Consider the following 22,297-nt stretch of genomic DNA (forward strand, 5'->3'; position numbering starts at 1 on the left):
TCAGGTTCGACTGCCCTTGAGCCATCCTCGGCCCTTGGTTTCCCCGGAATTCTGGTCGCTTTCCAGTGCTGTGTCCTTGTTCGTTTCAGTAGTGGTCTCTTTGTTGTCCGGCAGGTCAGAGACGGGCGTCTCGGTGTATCCCCATTTGTGCCTGCCGAATTTCAGGTATCCCTGGACGTTGTTGAGCCTTGTATCAACGTCGTTGGCAATGGGGATGACGTTGCCTTGAATCAGGGATCGGAGAAAGGGAGCAAGTTCCATGCTTCCTCCGCCTGAAAGAATGATGGAGTCCATATCCCAGTCCTCTTCCCAGAGCCGGTTCACATCGGCTGCGATGGCGGCAGCGGCATGGGCGTAAACCCTTTTTTTAAGGTTTGCGATGTTATACTCCCTTCCCCTGATCTTTATTGCACCCGATTCGATGAATGAGAACATGCGGTATAGTTCTATGTTTACGCCGCTTTCCTGGCGAAGTTTGTTGGCAATTAAGGAAAAGCATTTGGAAATCCCCGTATCCATGGTGGTGGAGCTTCGTTCAATATATTGAAGATGGTCAAATATGCTGAAATCGGTTGTCTTGAACCCAATGTCAACCACCCCGATCTTCTGACCGGAGAGTTTCCGGTCGGTGATTTTACCCCTGTCGTCCATGAGCAGATTAAATATGCTACCAATGGGCTGGGGGATCATTTGGATCTTATTAATATGAATTCTTCGGGTGATATCGTCTTTGTTTTCATAGTGAAAAATGATTTCGTGGCGACCGGTGAGGAGGTCGGCAAAGCGTTTGTAATCCCTTGTTAAAAATCCTACGGGCAGCCCGGACACCACATTGAGCGAGGCGTTGTTTTCACAGCACACACCAATGGCTGTTAAGGCAAGTACCTTTACAAAGTCTGTCAGCAGTTTATCCTGGTCCAGGGTAAATTCCTTGACATTGGACTGTTGTTCAGCATAGCTGCCGATAAAGTAGGATTTGCCGTCCAGGGTGACGTGGAGGTTTGAGTTATCCTGGTCATCGCCAAGGGAAGATCTGAACTGGATCTGGGTGGAATCTCCCAGAACAGATTTAAAAACAACGGAGTTTTTGCCGTTAAATGCTTTTGTAAATCCAAAACCGACGTCAATTCCAACAACTTCCATGATCTTCCTCCTGTGAAGTGTCCCCCCGTCTTGTTCCAATAAGATTGTCTGGCCGAATTCATACCATTATCGTGGGTTGCTCGTCAACCATCCCATTCTGGTTTGATCAAAACTTTGTCGTGTCTGTTTTTCGTGCCTGGGGCTTTGTCCATGGCATCTGGTTGCTGATTTGGGAGATCCTTGCCAGATACGATGACGCCATCACCGGCAAGGTCCTGATAGGGAGGGGGAATGCTTTGCCCGGCAGGCAAAGGGAAGCGTTCCCATGGAACAGGTCTTTTAACGGAATGGTTTCATTCTTTTTCCTGCAAATGCAGAAGATCTACAGCCTGAGTTCAGGGCTCCAAAAGTGTCTGGAACCGTTGAAAAAGGAGCGGTTCAAAAAACCGCTCCTTTTGATATGATTACGCCATGGTCTGAATGAAGCTGCTCAGATTGGCGTCAGCATAACCTGTGTCTGATAAATTGGTCATCAAAGATTCCATGACCTGGCGGTAGGCATTTACTGCCTGACTCTGTCCGGACGTCTGGGTGGAAGGCATTCCCTGCATCGAGTTCATGTTTTCTTGACTGTCAGCCTGGGCTGCTTCCATTTCATCCTGGGAGATTACACCATCCTGGTTTGTGTCCAGAGTTGAAAAAATCTCGCTGGACAGACTGGATTCTGCTTCACTGATACTGCCGTCTTCGTCAGTATCTTCCGCATCCAGGATCGATTGAATCCCTGATTCAGCACCGCCCATTCCACCGGCCATCATGCCGCCCATACCGCCGCCCATCATTGGTGGCGGCCCATTGGAGAGCATATCTTCAAGCTCCTGACTGCTCAACAGGCCGTCTGAATCTGAATCGACATCAGAGAACATATTTTCATCCATCGGTGTTTCTTCGAGACTCAGTACACCGTCCCCATTGTCATCATCACTTCCCATGATGCTGTCTGCACTGGGGAGTTCAAAACCACCACTGGCTTCCTGGGAACTGCGCGTACTCGTCGACTGATAGGCTGAAAATGACTGTCCAATTCCTTGAATATTCATTTTTAGTTCCTTAAAATTTAAATTACGTTGTTAATAAAAGTGTGTCCTCAAATGTTTGATTTCACGTATTCATAGGCATCACCTGCTTTCATCTTTTGTATTTAAATATTCATGGCCAGGCAAAAGCCTGACATTCTGTTAATGGACATACAAAAAAGATACCTGCTTTTTATTCATCCCCTCTGGCGGAAGGGGATGTCCCAAAGGATTGGTTCGGTTTTTTTCTAAAACTGTTTGGGAAATGGATATAATAGTCCTGGATTGCCTGACTGGGTGTGTTCTGTTTCAGGGATCCCAGATTTAACCGGGTATTGTATAACCAGACACTCTTCAAAAGCTTTTCATTATCAAAGCCATGCAGATTTATCTGTTGGGGGTGATTTTGAATAATGGTCTTTATTTCCTGTTTAAGCCGGTCTGTGGTCTGCTTTGGAACGGTCTCAAGATGCAGTGGGGTTAAATTTTGTACGCGGCAGTAGTCTCTGATAAGCTGGACATGGTCCAGGGCAGATTCCGCCATATTCATATCAGAATCAAAGAAAGCAATGGGATCCGTAAAGATGATTCCCAGAACAGACAGGGGAAAATGAAGAATTGCCTGTTCAATAAAAGACAGGGACGGCTGATTTACTGATATGTTAATGTCTGCATAAACGTATCGGAAAGAATTATCCAGCAGGGTCTGCACCTGGAAAGGGCCTTGGGTGCCGGGCAGCTGCGGAACGGTTATTCTGTTGTAATAAAAATATGTACCCCGGTAGTCATCCAGGCTGGCGACCATCTTTTGGGATGAAGTTTTTGAGTGTTCCTTTGACAGGGCTTCTTTAAAAGAGATGAGTCTGGAAATATGGTATCTTTTTAAAAGACGGTTCAGGCTGGACCTTGAACACCCTGGAAAAACAAATCTTTGAACCACCTGCAGGAGATCATCAAGACCAAGGTGAAGGCAGATTCTAAGCAGGACTACTACAATCTCCTGTTCCCGCGTCATTGCGGTCTTGATTGTTTTCGGGGTATGGGGGTTGTCTATTACAGATTTGCGTTTTTTCCATCGTCGGATGGTGGTTTCACTTACGCCAAATTTATCGGCAAGGTCTGAAATACTCGTCTGGGAGGCTTTCTGGATAAAAGCACGCTGGGCAGGGGTGGTCCTGGCATTTTTATGCAGGTTAATTCTCATATACGGGATGCTTCCTTTTTCGAACGCTTCAAACAATCCTGTGGGACTGGTTGGGGAAAATTAATTGCTGTACAGTAAAACCCAAATGACGACCTGGTTCATTGCACGGTAAATTTTGCCTGTTCAGACTCAAAAAGTCCTAGTTGTAATCTAATGGTAACAGGCGCATTTCAAAAAACAAGGTCAGGGCTGAATCAACATATTTTCCACACAATTCAATCCTGGGACTGAATTTTACAGGGCTTTACACCTAAACACTTTTTAGGTTGCATCCTTTACGGCCTTGATCATGGTGTCAGGGGGGACATCTGGAGATGGGAGGTGAAAAAGGTTCGATACTCGTCCTCCCGGTGGCTGACATAGAGTATGGTGCTCAGTCGTTCCCGTGCCACCTGTTCCAGGAAATCAAGTACGGCCAGGCGGTTTGGTTCATCCAGCCCCTGGGTGGCTTCATCCAGTATGAGCAACCTGGGAGTCTTGATCAGGGCCCTGGCAATGAGGACCAGGCGCTGATCGGCATAGGAAAGCTGGCGAAAAGGGGTGAGGGCCTCCTGGGCAAGACCTGTTCTCTCCAGCCATTTCATTGCTTTTTTTTCCTCTTCGGGGGTGTAGCGCCTGTAAAGGCCGATGGAGTCAAATAGACCAGAAATAATACAGTGCAGGGTATTGCCTGGAACGTGGTAATTTCTGTGCAGGTCCGGGCTGACAATACCCATGTGCTGCTTTAGTTCCCAGATGGATTCCCCAGTTCCCCGCTGGATGCCGAAGATGCGAAGGTCGTTCCGGTAGCAGGCCGGGTGATCCCCCATGATCATTTGGAGCAGGGTGGATTTTCCACATCCGTTAGGCCCTGTGACCAGGGTGTGCTCATGGGCGTGGATACAAAGGTCCAGGTCGGAAAATACCGGCTTGCCGTCATACCCGGCAGACCCCTTTTGAAGCCGGACAAGTTCCATTGATGGGACATCATCGGCACAGTCCCTGCCCGATGACTTTCCATTCTGAACCAGGTCTGCTATTGAGGCCTTGAAATCCGGAGGGCCTGTCCGGAGAATGGCTTCAACCTGATCCATAATTTCTGCCCGGGGACCTGCATGGGTCATTCGGCCGTTGACTATGCCCCCCACATGTGTGCACCAGTCCGGGAGATCTCCCCGGTTGTGGATTGTAATGAAAAGTTGAAGCCCCCATTGATGACAAACGGCCAGGGCCTTGTCAAGCTCGTCACGACTTGTCCGGTCCAGCCCTTCATAGGGAGCCTGAACCACCAGGCTTTCAACCCCCCGGGTGATTTGGGCGAGGAGCATGAGTTTTCTTGATTGACCGGTACTCAGCTGGCGGTATCCCTTGTCCATGGAATCTGCCATGGCAAATGCCCGGATCAGATCGCCATGGTCTTCCGGGTTGTTCAGAAAAGCGGCGGCCCGGGTGCCGGGGTCGATCCTGTCCAGATAATCGGTGTCGTCTTTTTTTAACTCTTCCTCGAACAATGCCTGCTGGCGTTTGAACGAGACAACCCCAGGATTTTTCGGCAGTTCCAGCAGGTCCGCTTTTACATCCGAAAGCTCTCCTGCGAGCAGCTTAAAAAAAGTATTAATCCCGGACCGGTTGGTTCCCACCAGACACCAGGCTTCCCCGGGCCCGGCCTCAAACCGGTCAACAAAAAGGTCATGGGCGCTGGCATTTATAATTCTCATGGTGTGTATTTGAGTCGCTTTTCTAGGGGTTTGGCAGGAAAAAATACCTGCCGGGGGCCGAATCGCCGTCGGCCAAAGGATGGCAGGCGGCGATTCAAGGCGTCTTTTGCGAATCTATATATCGGTGATCAAAAACCTGTGTTTGGGCGAGAAATTGCCCATGTCCAAGGAGCAAAAGATTCTGAAACCGGAGTGTACTGCTGTACATGAGGATTCCAGAATCTTGAAGCAACGCTGCAGATGGGTGAGTTTTTGTTCAAACACTATATAATCGGTTTCATGGCGCTCATATAATACCTTAATTCTTTGCCCACCTCTTCCACAGAGGTGTCGCGGATGGCCTCATTGACCTGGATCAGGCGGATATTGTCCACGCTGTTGTCGGCCGGATCAAGGCCCTTGCCAATGGCTTGTGTATCAATTGTTCGCATAAAGTCCTCAAGCATTGGCACGGCTTTATGGGCAAAGAGATAGCAGCCATACTCGGCGGTATCGGAAATAACCACATTCATTTCATAGAGTTTTTTCCGGGCAATGAGGTTGGCGATAAGCGGCACTTCGTGGAGGGACTCATAATAGGCTGATTCTTCGATGATGCCGGCTGAAACCATGGTGTCATAGGCCAGTTCAACACCTGCCTTGACCATGGCGATCATGAGAATACCCTTGTCGAAATATTCCTGTTCAGGGATATCGGCGTTGGTACAGGTTGATTTTTCAAAGGCGGTTTCAGCTGTCTCTGCCCGCCATTTGAGCAGGTTGACATCGTCATTGGCCCAGTCTTCCATCATGGTTCTGGAAAACTCACCGCCCATGATGTCGTCCATGTGCTTGTTGAACAGGGGGGCCAGGATTTCCTTGAGCTGTTCACTCAGGTCAAAGGCCATTATTTTGGCCGGGTTGGAAAGGCGGTCCATCATATTGGTGATGCCACCATGTTTCAGGGCTTCGGTAATTGTTTCCCAGCCGTATTGGATCAGCTTAGAGGCATAGCCCGCATCCACACCCTGTTCAATCATTTTGTCGTAACAGAGGATCGATCCCATCTGGAGAACACCGCAGAGGATAGTCTGCTCGCCCATGAGGTCGGATTTTACCTCTGCCACAAAAGAGGAAGCAAGAACCCCTGCCCGGTGGCCGCCGGTGCCCGCAGCATAGGCCTTTGCCAGCTCAAACCCTTCTCCCCGGGGATCGTTTTCCCGGTGTACGGCAATGAGGGTGGGCACACCAAAACCACGTTTGTATTCTTCCCTGACCTCTGTGCCAGGGGATTTGGGCGCCACCATGATCACGGTAAGATCTTTTCGGATCTGCATGCCTTCTTCGACGATGTTAAATCCATGGGAATAGGAGAGACAGGCATTTTTTTTCATCAGGGGCATGACTTTCTCAATCACATTGGTGTGCTGTTTGTCAGGGGTCAGGTTGATGACCAGATCGGCACTGGGCAGCATGGTTTCATAGGTCCCCACACTGAATCCGTTTTCCGTGGCATTTTTCCAGGACTGCCTTTTTTCACTGATGGCAGATTCCCGCAAGGTATAGGATACATCCAGGCCGCTGTCCCTCAGGTTAAGACCCTGGTGAAGGCCCTGGGCGCCGCATCCTACGATGACTATTTTTTTCCCCTTCAGAGCTTCCACGCCATTGAACTCAGAAGCGTCCATGAACCGGCACTGGGATAATTCTTCAAGTTGCAGCCGCAGTGGCAATCCGTTAAAATAATTTTTACCCATTTCCCTGCTCCTTACTTTATATGGTTTCATCAAAAAAATGATTGTTAAACTCTTGTGTTCTTTAAATGGCTTATTTTATATGTTGCGTCAAATGAATTGTTTGCAACGCTGCATTGCGAAGAGTGAAACAAAGTGGTATACACAGAAGAAACATTAACTTTGACCCGCAGAGTCCCCATATGGATATTCGGACCTTACAGATTTTCAGACATCTTTCCGGCTCCCTTCATTTTGCCCGGACAAGCATGGCCTGCAACATTACCCCTTCTGCCTTGACCCGGATGATCCAGCGCCTGGAGGCTGAGGTGGGGCAATCCCTTTTTGTTCGGGACAACCGGTCCGTTGAATTGACCTTTGCCGGCCAGGCCTTTAAGAAATACGCCGAGGATGTGATCCAGCGTTGGGACCGCCTGCAGATGGAATGGTCAGAGGATGACGTCCTCCGGGGTGAAATTTCCCTATATTGCTCGGTCACAGCGGCCTATAGCATCCTGCCCGATATCATCGCCCGATACCGGGTGATTCATCCCAAGGTACAGATCAAGCTTGAAACCGGTGATCCTGCTAAATCCATAGCCCTGATTGTCAACCGGGACGTGGATGTGGTCATTGCGGCCCTGCCGGAAAAGATACCCCATAACCTGAGTTTTTTGAAAATGATCACAAGTCCCCTTGTATTCATAGCCCCCAAGCGCTTCCCCAGTATTATTCAATATCGGAATGGCAGGATCGACTGGGAAAAAACCCCCATGATCCTTCCCGATGTCGGCTTAAGTCGGGAACGCATGGACCTGTGGTTTGCCAGGCACCAGCAGGTGCCCAACATCTATTCCCGGGTGGCCGGTCATGAGGGCATCATCGCCTTGGTCAATCTGGGATGCGGCATTGGGCTTGTACCGGAACTGGTCCTTGAAAAAAGCCCGCTCATGGACGATATGATGATTCTGAATGACCTGCCGGAACTGCCACCCTATGAAATTGGACTCTGCACCATTGAAAAAAATCTATCCAGGCCCATGATCCGGGCCCTCTGGGATCTGGCAGCCAGGACAACGAGATAAAATTCATCCCCTTCCATTCTATAGGGCAGTGACAAACAGGTCATTATGACTTTTCTATACGATATCAACATCATAATGGATCGTATATTTGGTCAAAAGCTCACTTACCTTCTGGCTTATTGTTTTCTTATCCACGCCTTTTGCCGGTTTTATTGTTATTTTTGCACAGGTGCCATAAACTTTGTCTTCATTCACTTTTACGGAAAATGAGTCTGCCAGGCCCTCAAGTCCGGCAAGTTCTTTTTCATATACCCTTCTGGTTGCATCCCATTTCAAGGCGGGTTTAAAGACCTTGCCAACTGCTGTCAGAGGAATTTGTTCTATCACAATGATCTCTTTAGGTATGGCTGCCCGCTCGCCAATGTTCTTTTTGGCCCACTCCATTATGTCTTCGCTACTGATCTTTGAATTTTCTGCAACTTCCACATATGCCACCGGAACTTCACCGGCATGGGCATCCGGACGCCCTATTGCGGCAACCATTTTAACTTCTTTCATTCTATAAAGAGGTTCTTCGATCATTGCAGGATCGATGTTGTGGCCACCTCGAATGATCAGTTCTTTTTTTCTTCCGGTCAAAAAGAAAAAACCATCCTCATCCTGACGACCAAGGTCACCGGAGTTGAACCATCCGTCCTGCACCCAGATTCCCCTGTTGTGTTCCTCTTCAACATATCCCTTGAAAACACAGGGGCCTGAGATGCATACAGATCCGATTTCTCCTGTTTCAGCATCCCTCAGAAAATTGCCATCATCATCGGTGACAACAACTTTCATTTTCTGATAGGGCAGGGGGAACCCTATACTTCCTATTTTCCTTTCTCCATCCTTGGGATTGACGGCACATGCACAGGTGGATTCGGTAAGCCCGTATCCCTCAAGTATTTTCATGCCTGTATGCTCCTCAAAACGATTGAAAAGCTCTACACTCAGTGGTGCGGCACCGCAAATGAGGTATTTGAGTGATGAAATGTCTGAATCTTCCACCGGGATTTCAATAAGGCCGGATAGGACCGTGGGAACACAGGAAAAAAATGACGGCTTGAAATGATCCACTATTTTATAAAAATTCTTCAAGATTGAAACATCACGGAATCCTGTGGGAGAGAGAATTACTACATGCCCTCCCACGGAAAAGGGGAGCAGTCCGGTTATGCACGTTCCGTTACAGTGGAATAACGGCAGGCCCACCATTACCGTTTCACCAGGTTGAAAGTTTGTGACGGTCTTTAGATCCCACATAAGGAAAACCTCGTTAAAATGAGATCGCCTCGCAAGTTTTGGTCTGCCCGTTGTTCCCCCTGTATGATAAAGGGAGGCAATATCGTCCGGGTCTATGTTTCTTTCAAAAATCAACTGATCACCAGGGTATGTTTCAACTTTTTCATCATACCCGTATATCCCCTCTGCTTCGTCTGAAGGGCCAAAAACCCGTATAACGCTCGTAAGAGTGGGAATTTGCCCCCTGATAGCGTCGACTTTTTTCCAGATATCCGAGCCTGGAAAATCTCCCAGGCCCACAAGAACCTTTGTTCCAGCTGCTATGCAGATATCTCTTATGGTTTCAGGCTCAAGTAAAGGATTGATGGGATTTGCAATACCCACAGCCTCGGCTCCCCACAAGATATAATGTGTCTGGGGAAGAGCTGGAAGAAGGTAAGTTACAACATCATCCGGCCCAACCCCTAAATCGTGGAGCATATTTGCCGTCTGCCGTATTTTACCCATAAACTCTTTGTAGCTTATCTCCAGGGGCTTATTGTATCCATCTCCATTGAGCAGAAAACTTATAGCTGTGGCATCAGGATTGATCTCTGCACCCTTTCTTATCAGCTCATAGGTGTTTTTTTCAATGACGAGTTCTGAGACAGGTGTGGTTTCTATTTTCTTAATATCAGCAACATTACGAATAGTATAGCCCTGTTCCATTGATTTTCTCCTGTTAATTAGCCGTGCTTGTTTAGAACCTTTTTAAAAAGTATAGTGCCTGAATTTTTAAAAAGGCCCTTTGCATATATCAACACTGAAATACCATAGATACGGTAATCTGTTACTTTAATGGGGCATGGGATGCAACAGATTTGTTGAATTCAACCTAAAAGTTGCATTCCTGGATTTTGTTTTTGAACTAAGACATCTCAACTTTCTGAGAGGTGAATCTATCTCAAAACGCCCACCAATTGTGGTTTTTGTCATCAGATAGTGGGAAACATGCAACAGTTTGCCCCATGATCACGTCAAACATGACGGTTATGACCTTCTAAAACAACTCATGGAATCATGGCCAGTTGCACTATTCTCTTCAGGGCATTAATATAGGAAATATTGGCCAGTTTTTCATTGCAAGGCTCGATTTGAATGGGTATTCAGAAATGTTGACAAAAGATTCTGCATGGTCTACATTGAACGAACATTCAAAATAAGTGTAACTGTGAATCTTGTCGCCTTTGATGTAAGGGACTCAGGAAGAAATCAACTCAACAGGTACTGGAAGCTATTATGAAATTTGATATTCCCTACATTCCGGACAGGGATTACACCCATTTTATACAACGTCACAGGGACCGGATCGATTCGGTTTACTTTGGACTCCACCAGGGGCATGTGCTCGACTCAAGGTTAAGGTTCAAGCAAGTTGACACGGAAAGTCTTGCCGTACAGCTCAATGGGCTTTTGGTTCCCCATACCTATTGTCTGTTGAACTCACGGTTCGTGGCGCCTGATCTCTACTTTGACCCTTTGTTTTTGAACGGGCTCATGGAAAATCTTGAGATACTCATGGATCGCTCTATCCTTGACGGAATCATCTTTTGTGATGCCTATCTTCTCAATGCCCTGTCAATCCATGGCGGAGAAGCCCTTCGTGAGCTTGAAGCGGTTCCTGGCATCAACTGCATGATAGACTCCATGGACAAAGCCCGGGCCTTTCTGGAACTCGTTGACCAGACCGTGTTCAAACGCCCGTCAAAACTTGTCCTGGACAGATCTTTGAACCGGAACCCCAAAGCCCTTGAAATCCTTGTGGCCCAGCTGAAGAAGGAATATCCGGGTTTGAGGCTTGAACTCCTTGCCAACGAGGGGTGCCTCTACCATTGCCCGTTCAAGCTTGCCCACGATGCTCAGATTTCGCTGACAAATACCGGGCTTGTCCGGGAACGGGGATATGAGTTCAACCGGGAGATGGGGTGCATGAAGGTGTTGTTCAACAATCCAGAGCGCCTGTTCAAGTCTCCGTTTATCAGGCCCGAGGATATTGACGACTATTCCCACCTGGTTGATACCATCAAAATTTCGGGCAGAACCCTTGGCAAAGATTTCCTTGAAAACACCGTTACAGCTTATATTCAGGGATCCTATGGGGGAAACCTCCTGGATATTTTAGATGCCATGAGGTGGATGGCAGGCCATTATTTTGTGGACAACAAAAAGATTTCAAAAAAAGATGTAAATAAATTATCCAATTGCACAAAAGAGTGCAGCCAGTGCGACTACTGCAAAAAGATGCTTGACTCAACCACCCAAAATAAATCGATTCAATTCAACAGATACTCCCGGAAAAATATGAGTGTTTGACCCATAGGGAGCGAACGGAAACCATATGAACAAAAGAATTCTCATTAACTTTCCCCCAGACAGGCCGTTGGCCCCCTGCCCGGCCCCGCCCGGGATTGTGGATATCATGCACAACCCCATGGAGGGACTGAAAAATAAAGAGCCAAGGAGACAGTGATTATGATTTTAGGAATTTCCGGCAGCCCCCGAAAAGACAGAATAACGGCACATGCCGTGAAGCATGTATTAGCTCACTGTGAAGGAGAAACCCAATACATTTCGCTTTTTCACAAGCATATAGGCGGTTGTATTGCCTGTCTGGGTTGTACAAAGGACAACAGATGTGTGGTCAAAGACGATTTTCAGGAAATAGTAGAGGCCATGGTGAAAGCAGATGCCATCGTCCTGGGGGTGCCCAACTATTACGATGTGCCCAACGGGCTGTCCCACTGCTTGCTGGAGCGCTGTTTCTGCCTTCGTCATCAAGGGGCCTTTCCCTTAAGGGATAAACCTTTTATCGTTTTTTCCACAGGGTATTCTGCTGATGAAGAAAACAGCCAGGTTTTAAAGATTCTGGATCATTTTGTCTTGATGAACAAGGCAAAAGTGGTGTCCAGGTTCCTGGTGGGTGCTTTTTCCCAGTGTTATACCTGTAAATTCGGTCTGACGTGTGCGGATGGTAATGTTGTAAAGAACAACGGTTTTGTGGATAAGTTGACTCCGGATATGCTGCCGCCGGAATTTGATAAACAACCCGACGCAATGGCCAAATGCGAAAACGCGGCACACCTGCTAAGTGAGATACTCAGCACAGACAAATAAGGTCTTGATTACTGTTTCGGCCTCCTGGGTGTGGAGCCACCACTGCCGCCTTGAGTTTCGTGCCTACCAGGAATGCAGAGCCGGCAGATGTTTACCTGACAAAGAAACAAATGTTCATCAGGGAGGCAGATGCCCACATCATCACGGCATAGTGCCAGTTGCTTTGAACAATTCCGCTGGCTGAGACCTGATATCGGCTCACCAGGGCCAGGCCGACGCCTGACAGCGGACTGCTGCCAGTTGAAATCGCCCAACTGCTGAGGAAAAGAAAACCCAGTTGGGACGGGTCCATCTTGAGGGGTAACAGCAGCGGACTGATGATCGATATGCTGACAATCGGATGGACGCCCATAATCCCGGCAATAATGACCAGCCCCAGGATGATGGAAAATAACACCGGTGTAAAGGTTGAATTGCCCAGGCTGAAAAGCTCCGGGTACACAAGGATAACCGATTTAACGCCGGCAGCGAAAATCCCTGCCGCAAGAAAAAGAACAAATTGGCTGCCGACAGCTTTGAGCTTGTTATCAATAAAAGAGTGCAATGTTTTCACCCTTGGCCGGCATTTCATAAAAATAAGGGCACCGGCAGGCGAGAGTATACAGATGATATTCAAGATATTCATTTCAGGCTTGAAATAATGCACACAGATGACCAGTGCTGCAAGGTGAACTGGCATGGTCAATGTGTTTACCTTAAAGGGGTACCCGGAGAATTCATCCTTACTGAAATAGCAAACTTCGATAATAGAATAGCCAATGGCCAGAAGACTCATGAGGGCGCCGGGCAGCAATGTTCTCTGCCAGGACATTCCTGGGGCATAGGTCAGTGCGACACCCGTGGCCACAAAAAAAGGAGACCACCAGGCAGCGGAGCAAAAGGAGCGGGCGAGAATAATCTGCTGACTCCTGTTCAAGGTCCCGTTTTGCTGAATTCGGTCTCCAAAAACAAACAGCACGGACATATTGATGACCGATGCCAGCAGGTGGGTCCCAATCGCCGTTTTAATTGCAGCCCTTTTTCCTGTGGGCAGGGAATTCTTTTCAATCTCGGAACTGGTCAGGGAAAGAAAGGAAACTGCTACAAACATGGCCAGAAGGGGCAGATTAAGGGTAAGAACCATCGTCCAGCCAAGGAAGACGCCGTGGAGGGCCGAGAAAACCTGGGTGATGATGCCCAGGGCACCGAGCACCAGTGACTGGGTGCGGATACCCCGGCCAAGGGTCGGCCACATTAAAACCGGCACAAGCCAGGCCAGTAATGCCGGTATCATCCATGCAACCGGCATCACGATATTTAAAAGGTATACGGCAAGTGTGCCAACGATAATCCATCCAATATATTTTTCCATTTTTCAGCAACACCTTAGGTCTGGCATATTTGTCATCTTGATTTGTAAAAAAAACTTTGAATATAACGAATAAAAAGCCTGGTTTCAATATTTTTTTAAAATAATATTTACAATTTACCGGTGGGTATCTTTTAAGCTGTCTTCTTTGTTGTGTTAATGGGCAAATATTTCAATATGATCCCATTGACGCACCTTGAATACGACTTAAAATCCTATGCCTGTTTTGCGTGTGACCCTGGGTTCTCTGAAATTTAGCTTGTCTTTAAAAACATACAAAAAAGTGGTTAAAGTAGACATAAATGTAATAAAAATGGAAAACTGCTATTTTTAACTTAATTTAAAAATAGCAGTTCATAAATATAATATGCTTATAATATAAAAATGTTATAAAATAAAATGACATTATGTCGACCTTTCTGTCTGTCTGGCATTTAATTTGCTTGCTTATTTTTGCGAGCCTGTAACCGTTTATTCAGTTACCCAACAACTTTGTTCTTTCAAAGGAGAAAACATGAAAAAAACAACGCTGGAAAAAATTTTTGAATATGCATCCATGCCGGTTCAAGGCACCTTATCTCGAAAATTACGAAAAGATGTCCACTGCCAGATCAATGAGGGTAAAGTTTATACTGCCGCGACTTTTTTCCTTGGCGAAGAGTTTGTACGCATTACGGAAAAAGAAAAAGGACAGACCATTAACACCTACTATGACTGGGAAAATATTGTATCCGTAAGAACTACAGCAAGTACTGAATAATAAAATAAGGAGGCGATTGTGACACAGCTGGAGAAGGAGGATCTTACCCTCTGTCCGAACCTGGGAAAGGAAACTGGTTGTGATGACCAGGAACTTGTTATTCCCTTAAGTCCCTTGTCCCTGATGATGGAAATAACAAATGCTGCCGGGCTTGAAGTCACCTATCAGTATGACGACCTTGTATTTGTTTCTCACAACCTTTTTATTTACAAATTCACAGAAACCGGTAGAAAGGTGGATATATTTTTCAACAAAGATTGTGAAGCCGATGCCGAACAAAGGCTTATGAAAACATTGCTTGTGGCAGCAGAAGACAAGGGCATCACCTTATCAAAACAGGGCCATTACACGTTATCAGAGACAGATGAAGAAAATATCTCCATTAACTTCTTAGAAGACTCCTGATTTTTTTTATACAGACTTATTTCTATATTACAGATATCCTCATGTCATTTCCATCCGAACAAAGAGGTTAGGCCCATTATCAAAATAAAACCTCCCACATGGCGTGTCTTTTAAGCCGTCCTCTTCGTTGCCTTAATGGGCGCATATTTCAATATGCTCCCATTAACGCGCCTTGAATACGACTTAAAATTCTACACCATGTTTTGGAAGATTTTATTGCGATCATGGGCCTTAAACATGGATTTTAAAATCTGTTGATAAGGGGCTTAGTGGTTTATGGGAAAAAAATGTATAGGTTTGATTTTTATCTGTTTAATGGGTTTTATGACAATTTGTGATGGCTATGCCCAGGCGGCTCCGTCGGATGAGATTACAATTATCGTTCCTCGTAATGTGATTGCCAATATGATCAAATCCACCTTGCCGCTGAACCTTGAAAAAGCAGACTATTTAAAAGGACGCCTGTGGATTCACGCCATTGATAACATAACAATTGGCTCTGACAAGGTGGCGTTTGAGATGAATATCCAGGGTAGAAACATTAAATTAGAAACCCACCTGGGCAACCAGGCTTTGTGGATGGAGATAGGTAACTTTAATGCCGATTTCGACTCCAGTTTTTCTTTGCGTTATGATGCCTCCAAACGAGTACTCCATGTTACGCCCCATGTATTGCAAAAAAACAGTGACAAAAAAGAAAACAAAATAGCGGCGAACCTGCTGCAGTTAATGTCCCTTGCCAACGGCGTGGAATACCCCATTGAAATTAAGAAACTTCAGCCTGTTTTAACCCAGATTGGCAGCGACCAGTTTAATATTGATATGGATATTACAAATATTTACACAGAAAAGGGCAGGGTGTTGATCAGTGGTCGGCCAAAGCTTGAAAAATTAAAATAGGCATTCCTGTCGTCAATATCCCTGGCCGATTCGGGTGTATACATTTTTTTTGTTAAATGGGATTACAACTCCACCGTGGTCTCCTGGAGCATGAGTCCGACCCCCCGGACAGAAGGGATTTTTTCCGGCATTTCCTTGAGCAGGCGGGCAGTCTCACGGTTCTTTCGTATTTTTACATGGTAGGCATAATCCAGGCGCTCTCCCTGCTGCATATCCCTTAATGTAATCAGGACAAAGGTTTTGCAATATTTTCTCAGCAGTGCTTCAAGCTCGTGCCTGTTTTCATCATTGCTGTTAATGTTGAAACGCAGCATACCGTCAAAGGTGCTGGGTTGTCCAAGGGGTGTTACGTGGAGTAAAAGTGCCGTGAGCACGAATCCCAGGGTTCCGACAACAGCAACGTTGTATGCGCCGACCCCGCATCCGATTCCGGCGGCCAGGGCGGAAAACATGAACAGGATGTCCCTGGGGTCCTTGAAGCTTGTCCTGAATCTTATGATGGCAAGGGCGCCGATCATTCCAAGCCCACGTGCAAGACTGTCACCAATGGCATGAACAACGGTGGCCGCCACGATGGAGCTCAGGATTACGGCCTGGACATAGGTTCTTGAATAGGAAAGTCCCCTGAAGGTTTTAATATAGGTTATCCCTATGGTTACCGACAGGAGGAATGCCACAAACATGGTATAGATGATAATCAGCAGTCCGGAATGGGATGTCGCCGTTTGAAGTGTCAGTGTATCTAACATTTTATTCTCCGTATTTCATAGTCAGACAGATGAACCGTCCAATGGGAAAGAGATCTTATCCCAGATTTGTTGTTTATAAAATTGCCGAAACCCTTGAATCGTCATCATGGCGATGGAGGACCATGAGTTCGGATGCCCCGGTAAGGTACTTTGAAAAACTGCGCCGTTCCAGGTTGAAAAACCGAATAAGGTCAACCATCCAGAGGGGAACCCGGGAGGTATAGCATTTTAGTTCCAGAACCACGGCACATCCTGGATCAAATGCCAGGGTATGATCACATGAAACCATCTCACCATGTCCCGGAACAGGTCGGTATTCTGCCTCCTGCCGGAATCTCAGGTCAATGTCAAATGTGATCCGTGCATAATCGTCCACATCGCTGATCCATGCATTCCTGAGATATTGCGTCAGGATTTTAGGGGCGGCATTGTAGGTGTAAACCATCCGTTCAAACAGTTTTTTATTGCGCTGTTCTTCCAGGCTTTGCCCATCATTTTTAGGTTCAAAACCAGGTTCGGTGTACACCTTGTACCACTCCTTATCCATCACCGGGGCCCGGTATTTTCTGGCCACCCCGCCTGTTTTCTGCTTGATTTCAAGAAAATATGGCGGTTTCGGATGATCTCCGTAGGAACGAACACGCAAGTTGAACCGGTTCTGCACACCCTCAAGGCGCCTTCGCAGGAACAGATAGTCGGGTGAATCAAGATAGATGCTGTTCACCCTGTAATAGCCATTGGCCGAATTGCCGGCGTATTTATCCAGGGAACAATAAACCGATGCAAATTTTGCGATGGGATCCATCATTTCAATGGGAATTAAATATTTCAGTTCATACCGCTCAAGCAGAGCAGGAATGGCTTTTTGTTTAGGATTACCCAAGAAAATAGTTCCTTATCAGAGAATGTAATTTTTAAAGGGCTTTTCCGGAAGTTTTCCCATTATGTCCATTAATTCGATGAATCTGTTGCGAATATTAAACGCTGTTTTTTCAAGCTGGAGATCACTTTTGATGATGGATTCCCTTATTTTCAGAAGGTTCAGGGGATCCATGCCATCTATCTTTAAATAGGTTTTCAAGGAAACTTTGGCATTACCGTTTTGTCTGTTTGCTTCAAGCAGGGTGTATTGTCTGATCAACCGATCCAGTGAACGGGTCTGGGAGATTTTCTTTTCAGCAAGGGCCCTCACTTCCTCATTGTACTGCAGGCGCTCTTTCATGAAGTTTATTTTCTTTAGGTTTACCCCATCCTGGTCGGAATTAATAAACGGCAATTTGACGGCCAATTCAATGGAACAGGCCTTTTCCATATCATCGTTATCATCGCTGTCGTAGGCGACTTGAAAAAAGTTTAAATAATTTCGGTTCTTTGCCTGCTCCAGCCTGTACTTGCTGTCTGCGAGGTCCATTTTATTTTTCTGGTCTTCTAATTTGACGTTGTTGACTTTAGCTTCCTGGGGCAATTCGTGAATTTTCTTTTCAATTACACTGATCGGGATAAGGGGAGTCTTGTCAAAAGCAACAGGCCTTTGTGAATCTGCTGCAACAGCTATCTCATGCTCGATTCCGGTAATTTTATTTTCAAGTCCCACAAGTTCCAGCCTGAGATCAGTCAGCAGTTCCTCTGCCGAAATCAGGTCACTGATATCAAATGAAACACTTCCGGCACTCTTTTTTTTGAGCACATGGATTCTGTCCTCACACACGGCTGCCAACTGTTGCTTCAGGTCGACCATGGTTCTTGATTCAAGATAATCCAGAACCAGTTCATAGCGCAACTTCAGGGCCGTGTTGTAGTAGTCCCTCTCCTCGGTTCGGCAGGATTGGCTGGCAAGTTCGGTTACCTGTCTTGTATACCGGGTTTCGCCCCACCCCTTGGGATAAAGTCGAAGTGAATACTTCTGTTTTTCCAGGTCGAACTCCTGGGTCTCTGTCCTGAACTCCATGCGATCAATGTAGGGGGTGCTGGAAGGTGCCTCGTTCAGATATCGGGTAAGCTCCTGCTGATTTTGAAGCTTAAGGTCCTTTTCGGCTGTGAGGACGAAGCTGTCAATGGTCAATTTGTTCATGTCCTCAAGGGCATGGGCGCTGCCGTAACCCGTGAGAATTGAAAAAAGAACTGCCAGTATGATACACAGATTTTTCATTAATTCACCTTTATCTTGCATGTTTTTGATTTGGTTTTGTGACCCTGATCAAAACAGATGATCAGACTGTTTTTTTCTTTTCCTGAGGCAACACCCTCTGGCTGGAGATCATTAAAATGGGCGAGGCAGACTGGTGTCCCGGTGGCTTCATCAAGCTTCCAGAGCGTTCCAGACCGGGATCCTTTGTCTTTCATCAAGGGGGTCCCTGTGAGATAAAGGATCCCTTTAAAATAAAGCAGGTCTGAGATTCCCTCCTGCAATTGTCCCTTCCCAGGTATCAGGCTGAAACTTCGCCATATGGAAATTTGATGGGGCTTGAAGGTTTGGGTTTCCATGGCGCAGTCAATTTCATCGATCTTGAGAATAACCGATTCTTTGTTCATCAGAGGTGCTTTGAAGCCCAGGAAAAGAGATCCCTCCCTGTACATCATACCTTCCATATCAAGGTTTTTTTTCGAAATGGCACCAAGGATAAAGTCTGCCCATGGTTGACCTGCCTCTCGCTGGGCATGGGTCATGAGCTGGGAATAAAGATCTATTGTTTTAACAAGTGTGAAATGATTTCCCTGTCGCTGGACAGAGACGAGGTTTTTTCTTGTCTCCTTGACTTTGCCGTTTTTGGCGGTGCTAAGGGATGATGAGATATAGAGAATTCCTTGATCTGCTTCGGCCACAGATTCCATATCATCAATTTTCTCTAATCCAGCAATGGCCGTTTCCCTGGTGATCCTGCCATGGGAATCCATGAGCATCACAAGCGGGGCATTACCGGGTGTGTCATCACTCAACACCATGTATCTGTCAATATCTTTAAGGTACAAGAGTGCTGACGCTTCAATCCCCTGGGTTTCAAGGGGGATGATCGGCAGGATATCTTCCTCAAACAAAAAGTTCTTACAGGCCAGCAGAACATCTGCAACGCTTTCTGAAGGGGTAAATAACCGTTTCAACTGCTCAACACCCCCCGGTTTTTTTACAGATGAGGTGATCAACACCTTTTCTCCCAGAATGAAATGATTGTTTTCAGGTATCTGGATGACCACTTCCCGACCCCACATCTGCAGGTCGGGATGTTTTCTCAACCGTTCCGGATAGGCCACGATTCGTGCTCCGATGCCAATCACAACACCGGTAATATTTCTGTCTGCAATGGCAAGGGATGCCACGTTAACATGCTCGTCCATGGCGATGTCTGCGTATGCATTTTCATAGATGTAACCTTTTATAAACGAGGGTGTCCTTGTATGGAGGGTTAAAATCGGAGCAAAAGGGGACACCTTTGCCCCGGGCTTGAAGTTCACCGAGCCAATGATGCCTGAAATTTGCGCATAAATATTTAATTTGTTGTTTTCATTAGCGAGCAGGGTCAACTCTTGTTCAAGCCGTTCAACCTGAATTTTGACGGGGTTTTTTGAGTTGGCCAGGATTTTTTCAAAAAGTTCAATCTGGATTGCAAGGGGATTGACGCAAAGGCTGAGTTCTTCTTTTAAACTTTTGATCTTCAATTCCATGGGACTGCTGCCTTCAGCGTTGCCATAGCCGCCGTTACCGGAAATACTTTTTAAACCTGAAAGCAGTGACTTGTTAATTTTATACTGGTTCTCAAGTTGCGCGATCTGGTTTCTAAGCTCACTCTCTTTGGCGGCTTTTTCTGCCTTTAACTGCCTCAGTCGTGATTGAATTTCTGATTTGTCCACCCCTTTCTGGGCCTTTAATTGATCCAGCTGGTGGGAGATCTGATTGATCTTTAACATCAGATCCGGGCTGCTGAGCTCAACCAGCAACATTCCCTGTTCAACGGATTGACCTTCAGTAACATTGATTTTTTTGATTTCAACTGCACCTTCAAAATTAACGACAATTTCACGGGTCTCTGCAATGCCATAAAAATTTGAACTCTCTAGGCCATAGAAACGGGTGATGGCAACGGTTGCAACCAGGATAATGAACCATACGGCATAAAGCCCCCCGTTTCCCTTGTTTTGTCTGCGCAATTTCATCTCTCCTGAATGTTTATCTTGTTTGCTGAATCTGGCCTGGATGCCAACCCGTCAATCAGGGATAAGATAGTCGTCCACTGCATTATTCCTTTTTTCAACATGGGATTTGAGATAGACGAGGCTGTTAATAAAGTCATCGGGAGTTTTGAGAAGGGTGTATCCCACCTGCTCACCGTCCTCGCCCACCACATAATTATAAATGAGGTTATGGGCATCTTCATAAATGGCCTGCATATTTTCTGTATTAAAGTAATCTGCGACTGTGGTTTCACAGTAATTCTGATATAGGTTATGGTATTGGGTCTGTTCAAGCATCCGGCTGATCAGGGGCCAGGCGTCCAATGTGTCTTCATCCAGTTCAAGGGCAAGGGGAGGCTGGCCGGCAAGGTCCGAATCTTTGAGTGCTTCATTGTTATCCCAGGGAATCCATTTCAGCACACCACCATCGTTGTATAGGTAGTAGTTATGGGCCATTTTGCCATAGGTGTCCCAGTTCTGGATAACCGTATTCACCGCAAGCCAGTTGAGAAAACCATCCACATCAAAAACAGACTCAAGGTTGGTTTTCCAGGTTTCACTGTCAGTAACGGTATCGTTGATGGCATCGTACAATGCGTTGACATCACTGTAATCGGCATCACCCTTATTGGTCTCCTTGTCAAATTCTTCTTCTGAAAGGGTCCCGCCTCCGAAACTTGCCGAGGTACCATCGGGTTTATAAAGGTTTCCGTCTGAAGTTGAAAACTGTGCCTCCAGCATGGGTTCGGCAGGGACTTCAACCATTGTATAGAGTCCGAAATATTTGGCCCCTTCTCCATCTCCACAATCGATAAAGAGTCGATAAAAGGCGGTTCTTGGCGCAGGAACACCAAGCCCCCTGAATATATCTGCCACAACTTTTTCCCTGATGAGGCTGTCATCTTTATACCCGCTGGAAAGGGTGAGTTTTTTAAATCCATAAAATCGTTGATCATCAATTTCCGGGTAGGTATCCTCAAATTCATCAAAATCAAACCGGAACGGCATCTTATATGTGCCGGCTGTCCAGGCATCCTTTAAAGAGGAGTTGCCTTTAAAACGCACCCCCACATAATTCCATGTGATTCCGTTGAATTTGAGTGTACAGGGAACCCAGATGGGATTTTCAGTCAGTTCCACAATTTCTTGGTTCATTTCATCTGCGGGGACCATTTCGTCCGGGGGGACCATACCATCTGTGGGGTCTATACCATCTGTGGGGTCTATACCATCTGGGGGGTCTATACCATCTGGGGGGTCTATACCATCTGGGGGAGTCATCCCATCTGGAAGGGCTATTCCATCCTGGGGTGTCGTTCCCATGGCAGTATCTGTTTGTGACCCAAACGAACCGTAGGCAGATACAAGATTTTCATCGGTCATCATCGCTTCCCAGTCGGAGGCTGTCAGGGTGAGGTCAATACGTCCCACTGTCTCTTCATTAAATACTATCCCATAATTTGCGGATGCATCATCGCCATGGGTTTGGGCTGTCCAGCCCTCGGGCCGGGAGGTTTCATCTTCACTGGCTGTGGTTTCTGTGGCATCAGAGCTGTCAGTTGTGCCACTGCTGCTTGAAGTGCCATTACTTTTACAGGCCCCCAGTAACATGGACAGACAGATCAATAAAATCCCAATGGAGCCTATTGTTCGTTTCATCTGCATGAATTTTTCTCCTCAAATAATGATCAAAGTTGCGTTAGCCGATATCGTGATTAAACATTGTTTACCCGGTTA

At 46.5% G+C, this 22,297-nt stretch carries 20 protein-coding genes; 8 read left to right on the forward strand and 12 right to left on the reverse strand.

Features of this window, described 5'->3' with window-relative positions; translation table 11 throughout:
- On the reverse strand, nt 1–1,143 hold the full coding sequence (locus HRM2_RS10405) for a ParM/StbA family protein (protein ID WP_015903971.1): 1,143 nt from the start codon (nt 1,141–1,143) through the stop codon (nt 1–3).
- A gap of 119 nt (nt 1,144–1,262) precedes the next feature.
- On the opposite strand from HRM2_RS10405, the gene HRM2_RS27630 reads away from it, so the two are divergent.
- Nucleotides 1,263–1,547 carry a hypothetical protein gene (locus HRM2_RS27630; protein ID WP_015903972.1) on the forward strand — a complete coding sequence of 95 codons (285 nt, stop codon included), beginning with the start codon at nt 1,263–1,265 and terminating at the stop codon, nt 1,545–1,547.
- On the opposite strand, the gene HRM2_RS10410 is transcribed toward HRM2_RS27630, so the two are convergent.
- The 4 genes from HRM2_RS10410 to ilvC all read right to left on the reverse strand — a co-directional run bounded on the left by HRM2_RS10410 (nt 1,548) and on the right by ilvC (nt 6,796).
- Nucleotides 1,548–2,183 carry an EF-hand domain-containing protein gene (locus HRM2_RS10410; RefSeq protein WP_015903973.1) on the reverse strand — a complete coding sequence of 212 codons (636 nt, stop codon included), beginning with the start codon at nt 2,181–2,183 and terminating at the stop codon, nt 1,548–1,550.
- A 169-nt stretch (nt 2,184–2,352) separates the two neighbouring features.
- Nucleotides 2,353–3,363: a helix-turn-helix domain-containing protein gene (locus HRM2_RS10415; protein WP_015903974.1), complete on the reverse strand. Its 1,011-nt coding sequence runs from the start codon at nt 3,361–3,363 to the stop codon at nt 2,353–2,355.
- Between the two features lie 287 nt (nt 3,364–3,650).
- On the reverse strand, nt 3,651–5,060 hold the full coding sequence (locus HRM2_RS10420) for an ATP-binding cassette domain-containing protein (protein WP_015903975.1): 1,410 nt from the start codon (nt 5,058–5,060) through the stop codon (nt 3,651–3,653).
- 263 nt (nt 5,061–5,323) lie between these two features.
- Entirely contained in the window at nt 5,324–6,796 is a 1,473-nt protein-coding gene (gene ilvC, locus HRM2_RS10425) for a ketol-acid reductoisomerase (RefSeq protein WP_015903976.1), read from the reverse strand.
- Nucleotides 6,797–6,975: 179 nt separating this feature from the next.
- On the opposite strand from ilvC, the gene ilvY reads away from it, so the two are divergent.
- Nucleotides 6,976–7,857, forward strand: coding sequence for an HTH-type transcriptional activator IlvY (gene ilvY / locus HRM2_RS10430; protein ID WP_015903977.1), 882 nt, complete (start codon nt 6,976–6,978; stop codon nt 7,855–7,857).
- Nucleotides 7,858–7,911: 54 nt separating this feature from the next.
- Here the strand turns inward: ilvY and HRM2_RS10435 are convergent, their stop codons facing one another.
- Nucleotides 7,912–9,786 (reverse strand): acyl-CoA synthetase, encoded by a 1,875-nt coding sequence (locus HRM2_RS10435; protein WP_015903978.1) that lies wholly within the window; start codon nt 9,784–9,786, stop codon nt 7,912–7,914.
- Nucleotides 9,787–10,356: 570 nt separating this feature from the next.
- Here HRM2_RS10435 and HRM2_RS10440 point away from each other — a divergent pair.
- From HRM2_RS10440 to HRM2_RS10445, 3 genes are read left to right on the forward strand one after another with little or no spacing between them, the layout of a single operon-like run.
- Entirely contained in the window at nt 10,357–11,430 is a 1,074-nt protein-coding gene (locus HRM2_RS10440; RefSeq protein WP_015903979.1) for a putative protease, read from the forward strand.
- A gap of 25 nt (nt 11,431–11,455) precedes the next feature.
- Nucleotides 11,456–11,587 carry a hypothetical protein gene (locus HRM2_RS28065; RefSeq protein WP_269719613.1) on the forward strand — a complete coding sequence of 44 codons (132 nt, stop codon included), beginning with the start codon at nt 11,456–11,458 and terminating at the stop codon, nt 11,585–11,587.
- A 2-nt stretch (nt 11,588–11,589) separates the two neighbouring features.
- Nucleotides 11,590–12,231, forward strand: a complete 642-nt coding sequence (locus HRM2_RS10445; RefSeq protein WP_015903980.1) for a flavodoxin family protein — start codon at nt 11,590–11,592, stop codon at nt 12,229–12,231.
- Nucleotides 12,232–12,322: 91 nt separating this feature from the next.
- Here HRM2_RS10445 and HRM2_RS10450 read toward each other — a convergent pair whose 3' ends face one another.
- Nucleotides 12,323–13,582: a hypothetical protein gene (locus tag HRM2_RS10450; protein ID WP_015903981.1), complete on the reverse strand. Its 1,260-nt coding sequence runs from the start codon at nt 13,580–13,582 to the stop codon at nt 12,323–12,325.
- A 511-nt stretch (nt 13,583–14,093) separates the two neighbouring features.
- Between HRM2_RS10450 and HRM2_RS10455 the strand changes: the two genes are divergently transcribed.
- The 3 genes from HRM2_RS10455 to HRM2_RS10465 all read left to right on the forward strand — a co-directional run bounded on the left by HRM2_RS10455 (nt 14,094) and on the right by HRM2_RS10465 (nt 15,644).
- Nucleotides 14,094–14,339, forward strand: a complete 246-nt coding sequence (locus HRM2_RS10455; RefSeq protein ID WP_015903982.1) for a hypothetical protein — start codon at nt 14,094–14,096, stop codon at nt 14,337–14,339.
- Between the two features lie 18 nt (nt 14,340–14,357).
- On the forward strand, nt 14,358–14,744 hold the full coding sequence (locus tag HRM2_RS10460; protein ID WP_015903983.1) for a hypothetical protein: 387 nt from the start codon (nt 14,358–14,360) through the stop codon (nt 14,742–14,744).
- Between the two features lie 315 nt (nt 14,745–15,059).
- On the forward strand, nt 15,060–15,644 hold the full coding sequence (locus tag HRM2_RS10465) for a hypothetical protein (protein ID WP_232364249.1): 585 nt from the start codon (nt 15,060–15,062) through the stop codon (nt 15,642–15,644).
- Between the two features lie 62 nt (nt 15,645–15,706).
- Here HRM2_RS10465 and HRM2_RS10470 read toward each other — a convergent pair whose 3' ends face one another.
- The 5 genes from HRM2_RS10470 to HRM2_RS10490 form a co-directional block, all read right to left on the reverse strand.
- The gene (locus HRM2_RS10470) at nt 15,707–16,393 is read right to left on the reverse strand and encodes a DUF4956 domain-containing protein (protein ID WP_015903985.1); all 687 of its coding nucleotides are present in this window, start codon (nt 16,391–16,393) and stop codon (nt 15,707–15,709) included.
- 73 nt (nt 16,394–16,466) lie between these two features.
- Nucleotides 16,467–17,276, reverse strand: a complete 810-nt coding sequence (locus HRM2_RS10475; RefSeq protein WP_015903986.1) for a polyphosphate polymerase domain-containing protein — start codon at nt 17,274–17,276, stop codon at nt 16,467–16,469.
- A 15-nt stretch (nt 17,277–17,291) separates the two neighbouring features.
- Nucleotides 17,292–18,542 carry a TolC family protein gene (locus HRM2_RS10480; RefSeq protein ID WP_015903987.1) on the reverse strand — a complete coding sequence of 417 codons (1,251 nt, stop codon included), beginning with the start codon at nt 18,540–18,542 and terminating at the stop codon, nt 17,292–17,294.
- Nucleotides 18,542–20,542 (reverse strand): biotin/lipoyl-binding protein, encoded by a 2,001-nt coding sequence (locus HRM2_RS10485; RefSeq protein WP_041273198.1) that lies wholly within the window; start codon nt 20,540–20,542, stop codon nt 18,542–18,544. Before HRM2_RS10485 ends, HRM2_RS10480 begins: the two co-directional genes overlap by 1 nt.
- 51 nt (nt 20,543–20,593) lie before the next feature.
- Nucleotides 20,594–22,219 (reverse strand): CotH kinase family protein, encoded by a 1,626-nt coding sequence (locus HRM2_RS10490; protein WP_148214602.1) that lies wholly within the window; start codon nt 22,217–22,219, stop codon nt 20,594–20,596.
- Nucleotides 22,220–22,297: the final 78 nt, after the last annotated feature.

It is taken from the genome of Desulforapulum autotrophicum HRM2 (genome assembly GCF_000020365.1).
GTDB classification, from domain to species: domain Bacteria; phylum Desulfobacterota; class Desulfobacteria; order Desulfobacterales; family Desulfobacteraceae; genus Desulforapulum; species Desulforapulum autotrophicum.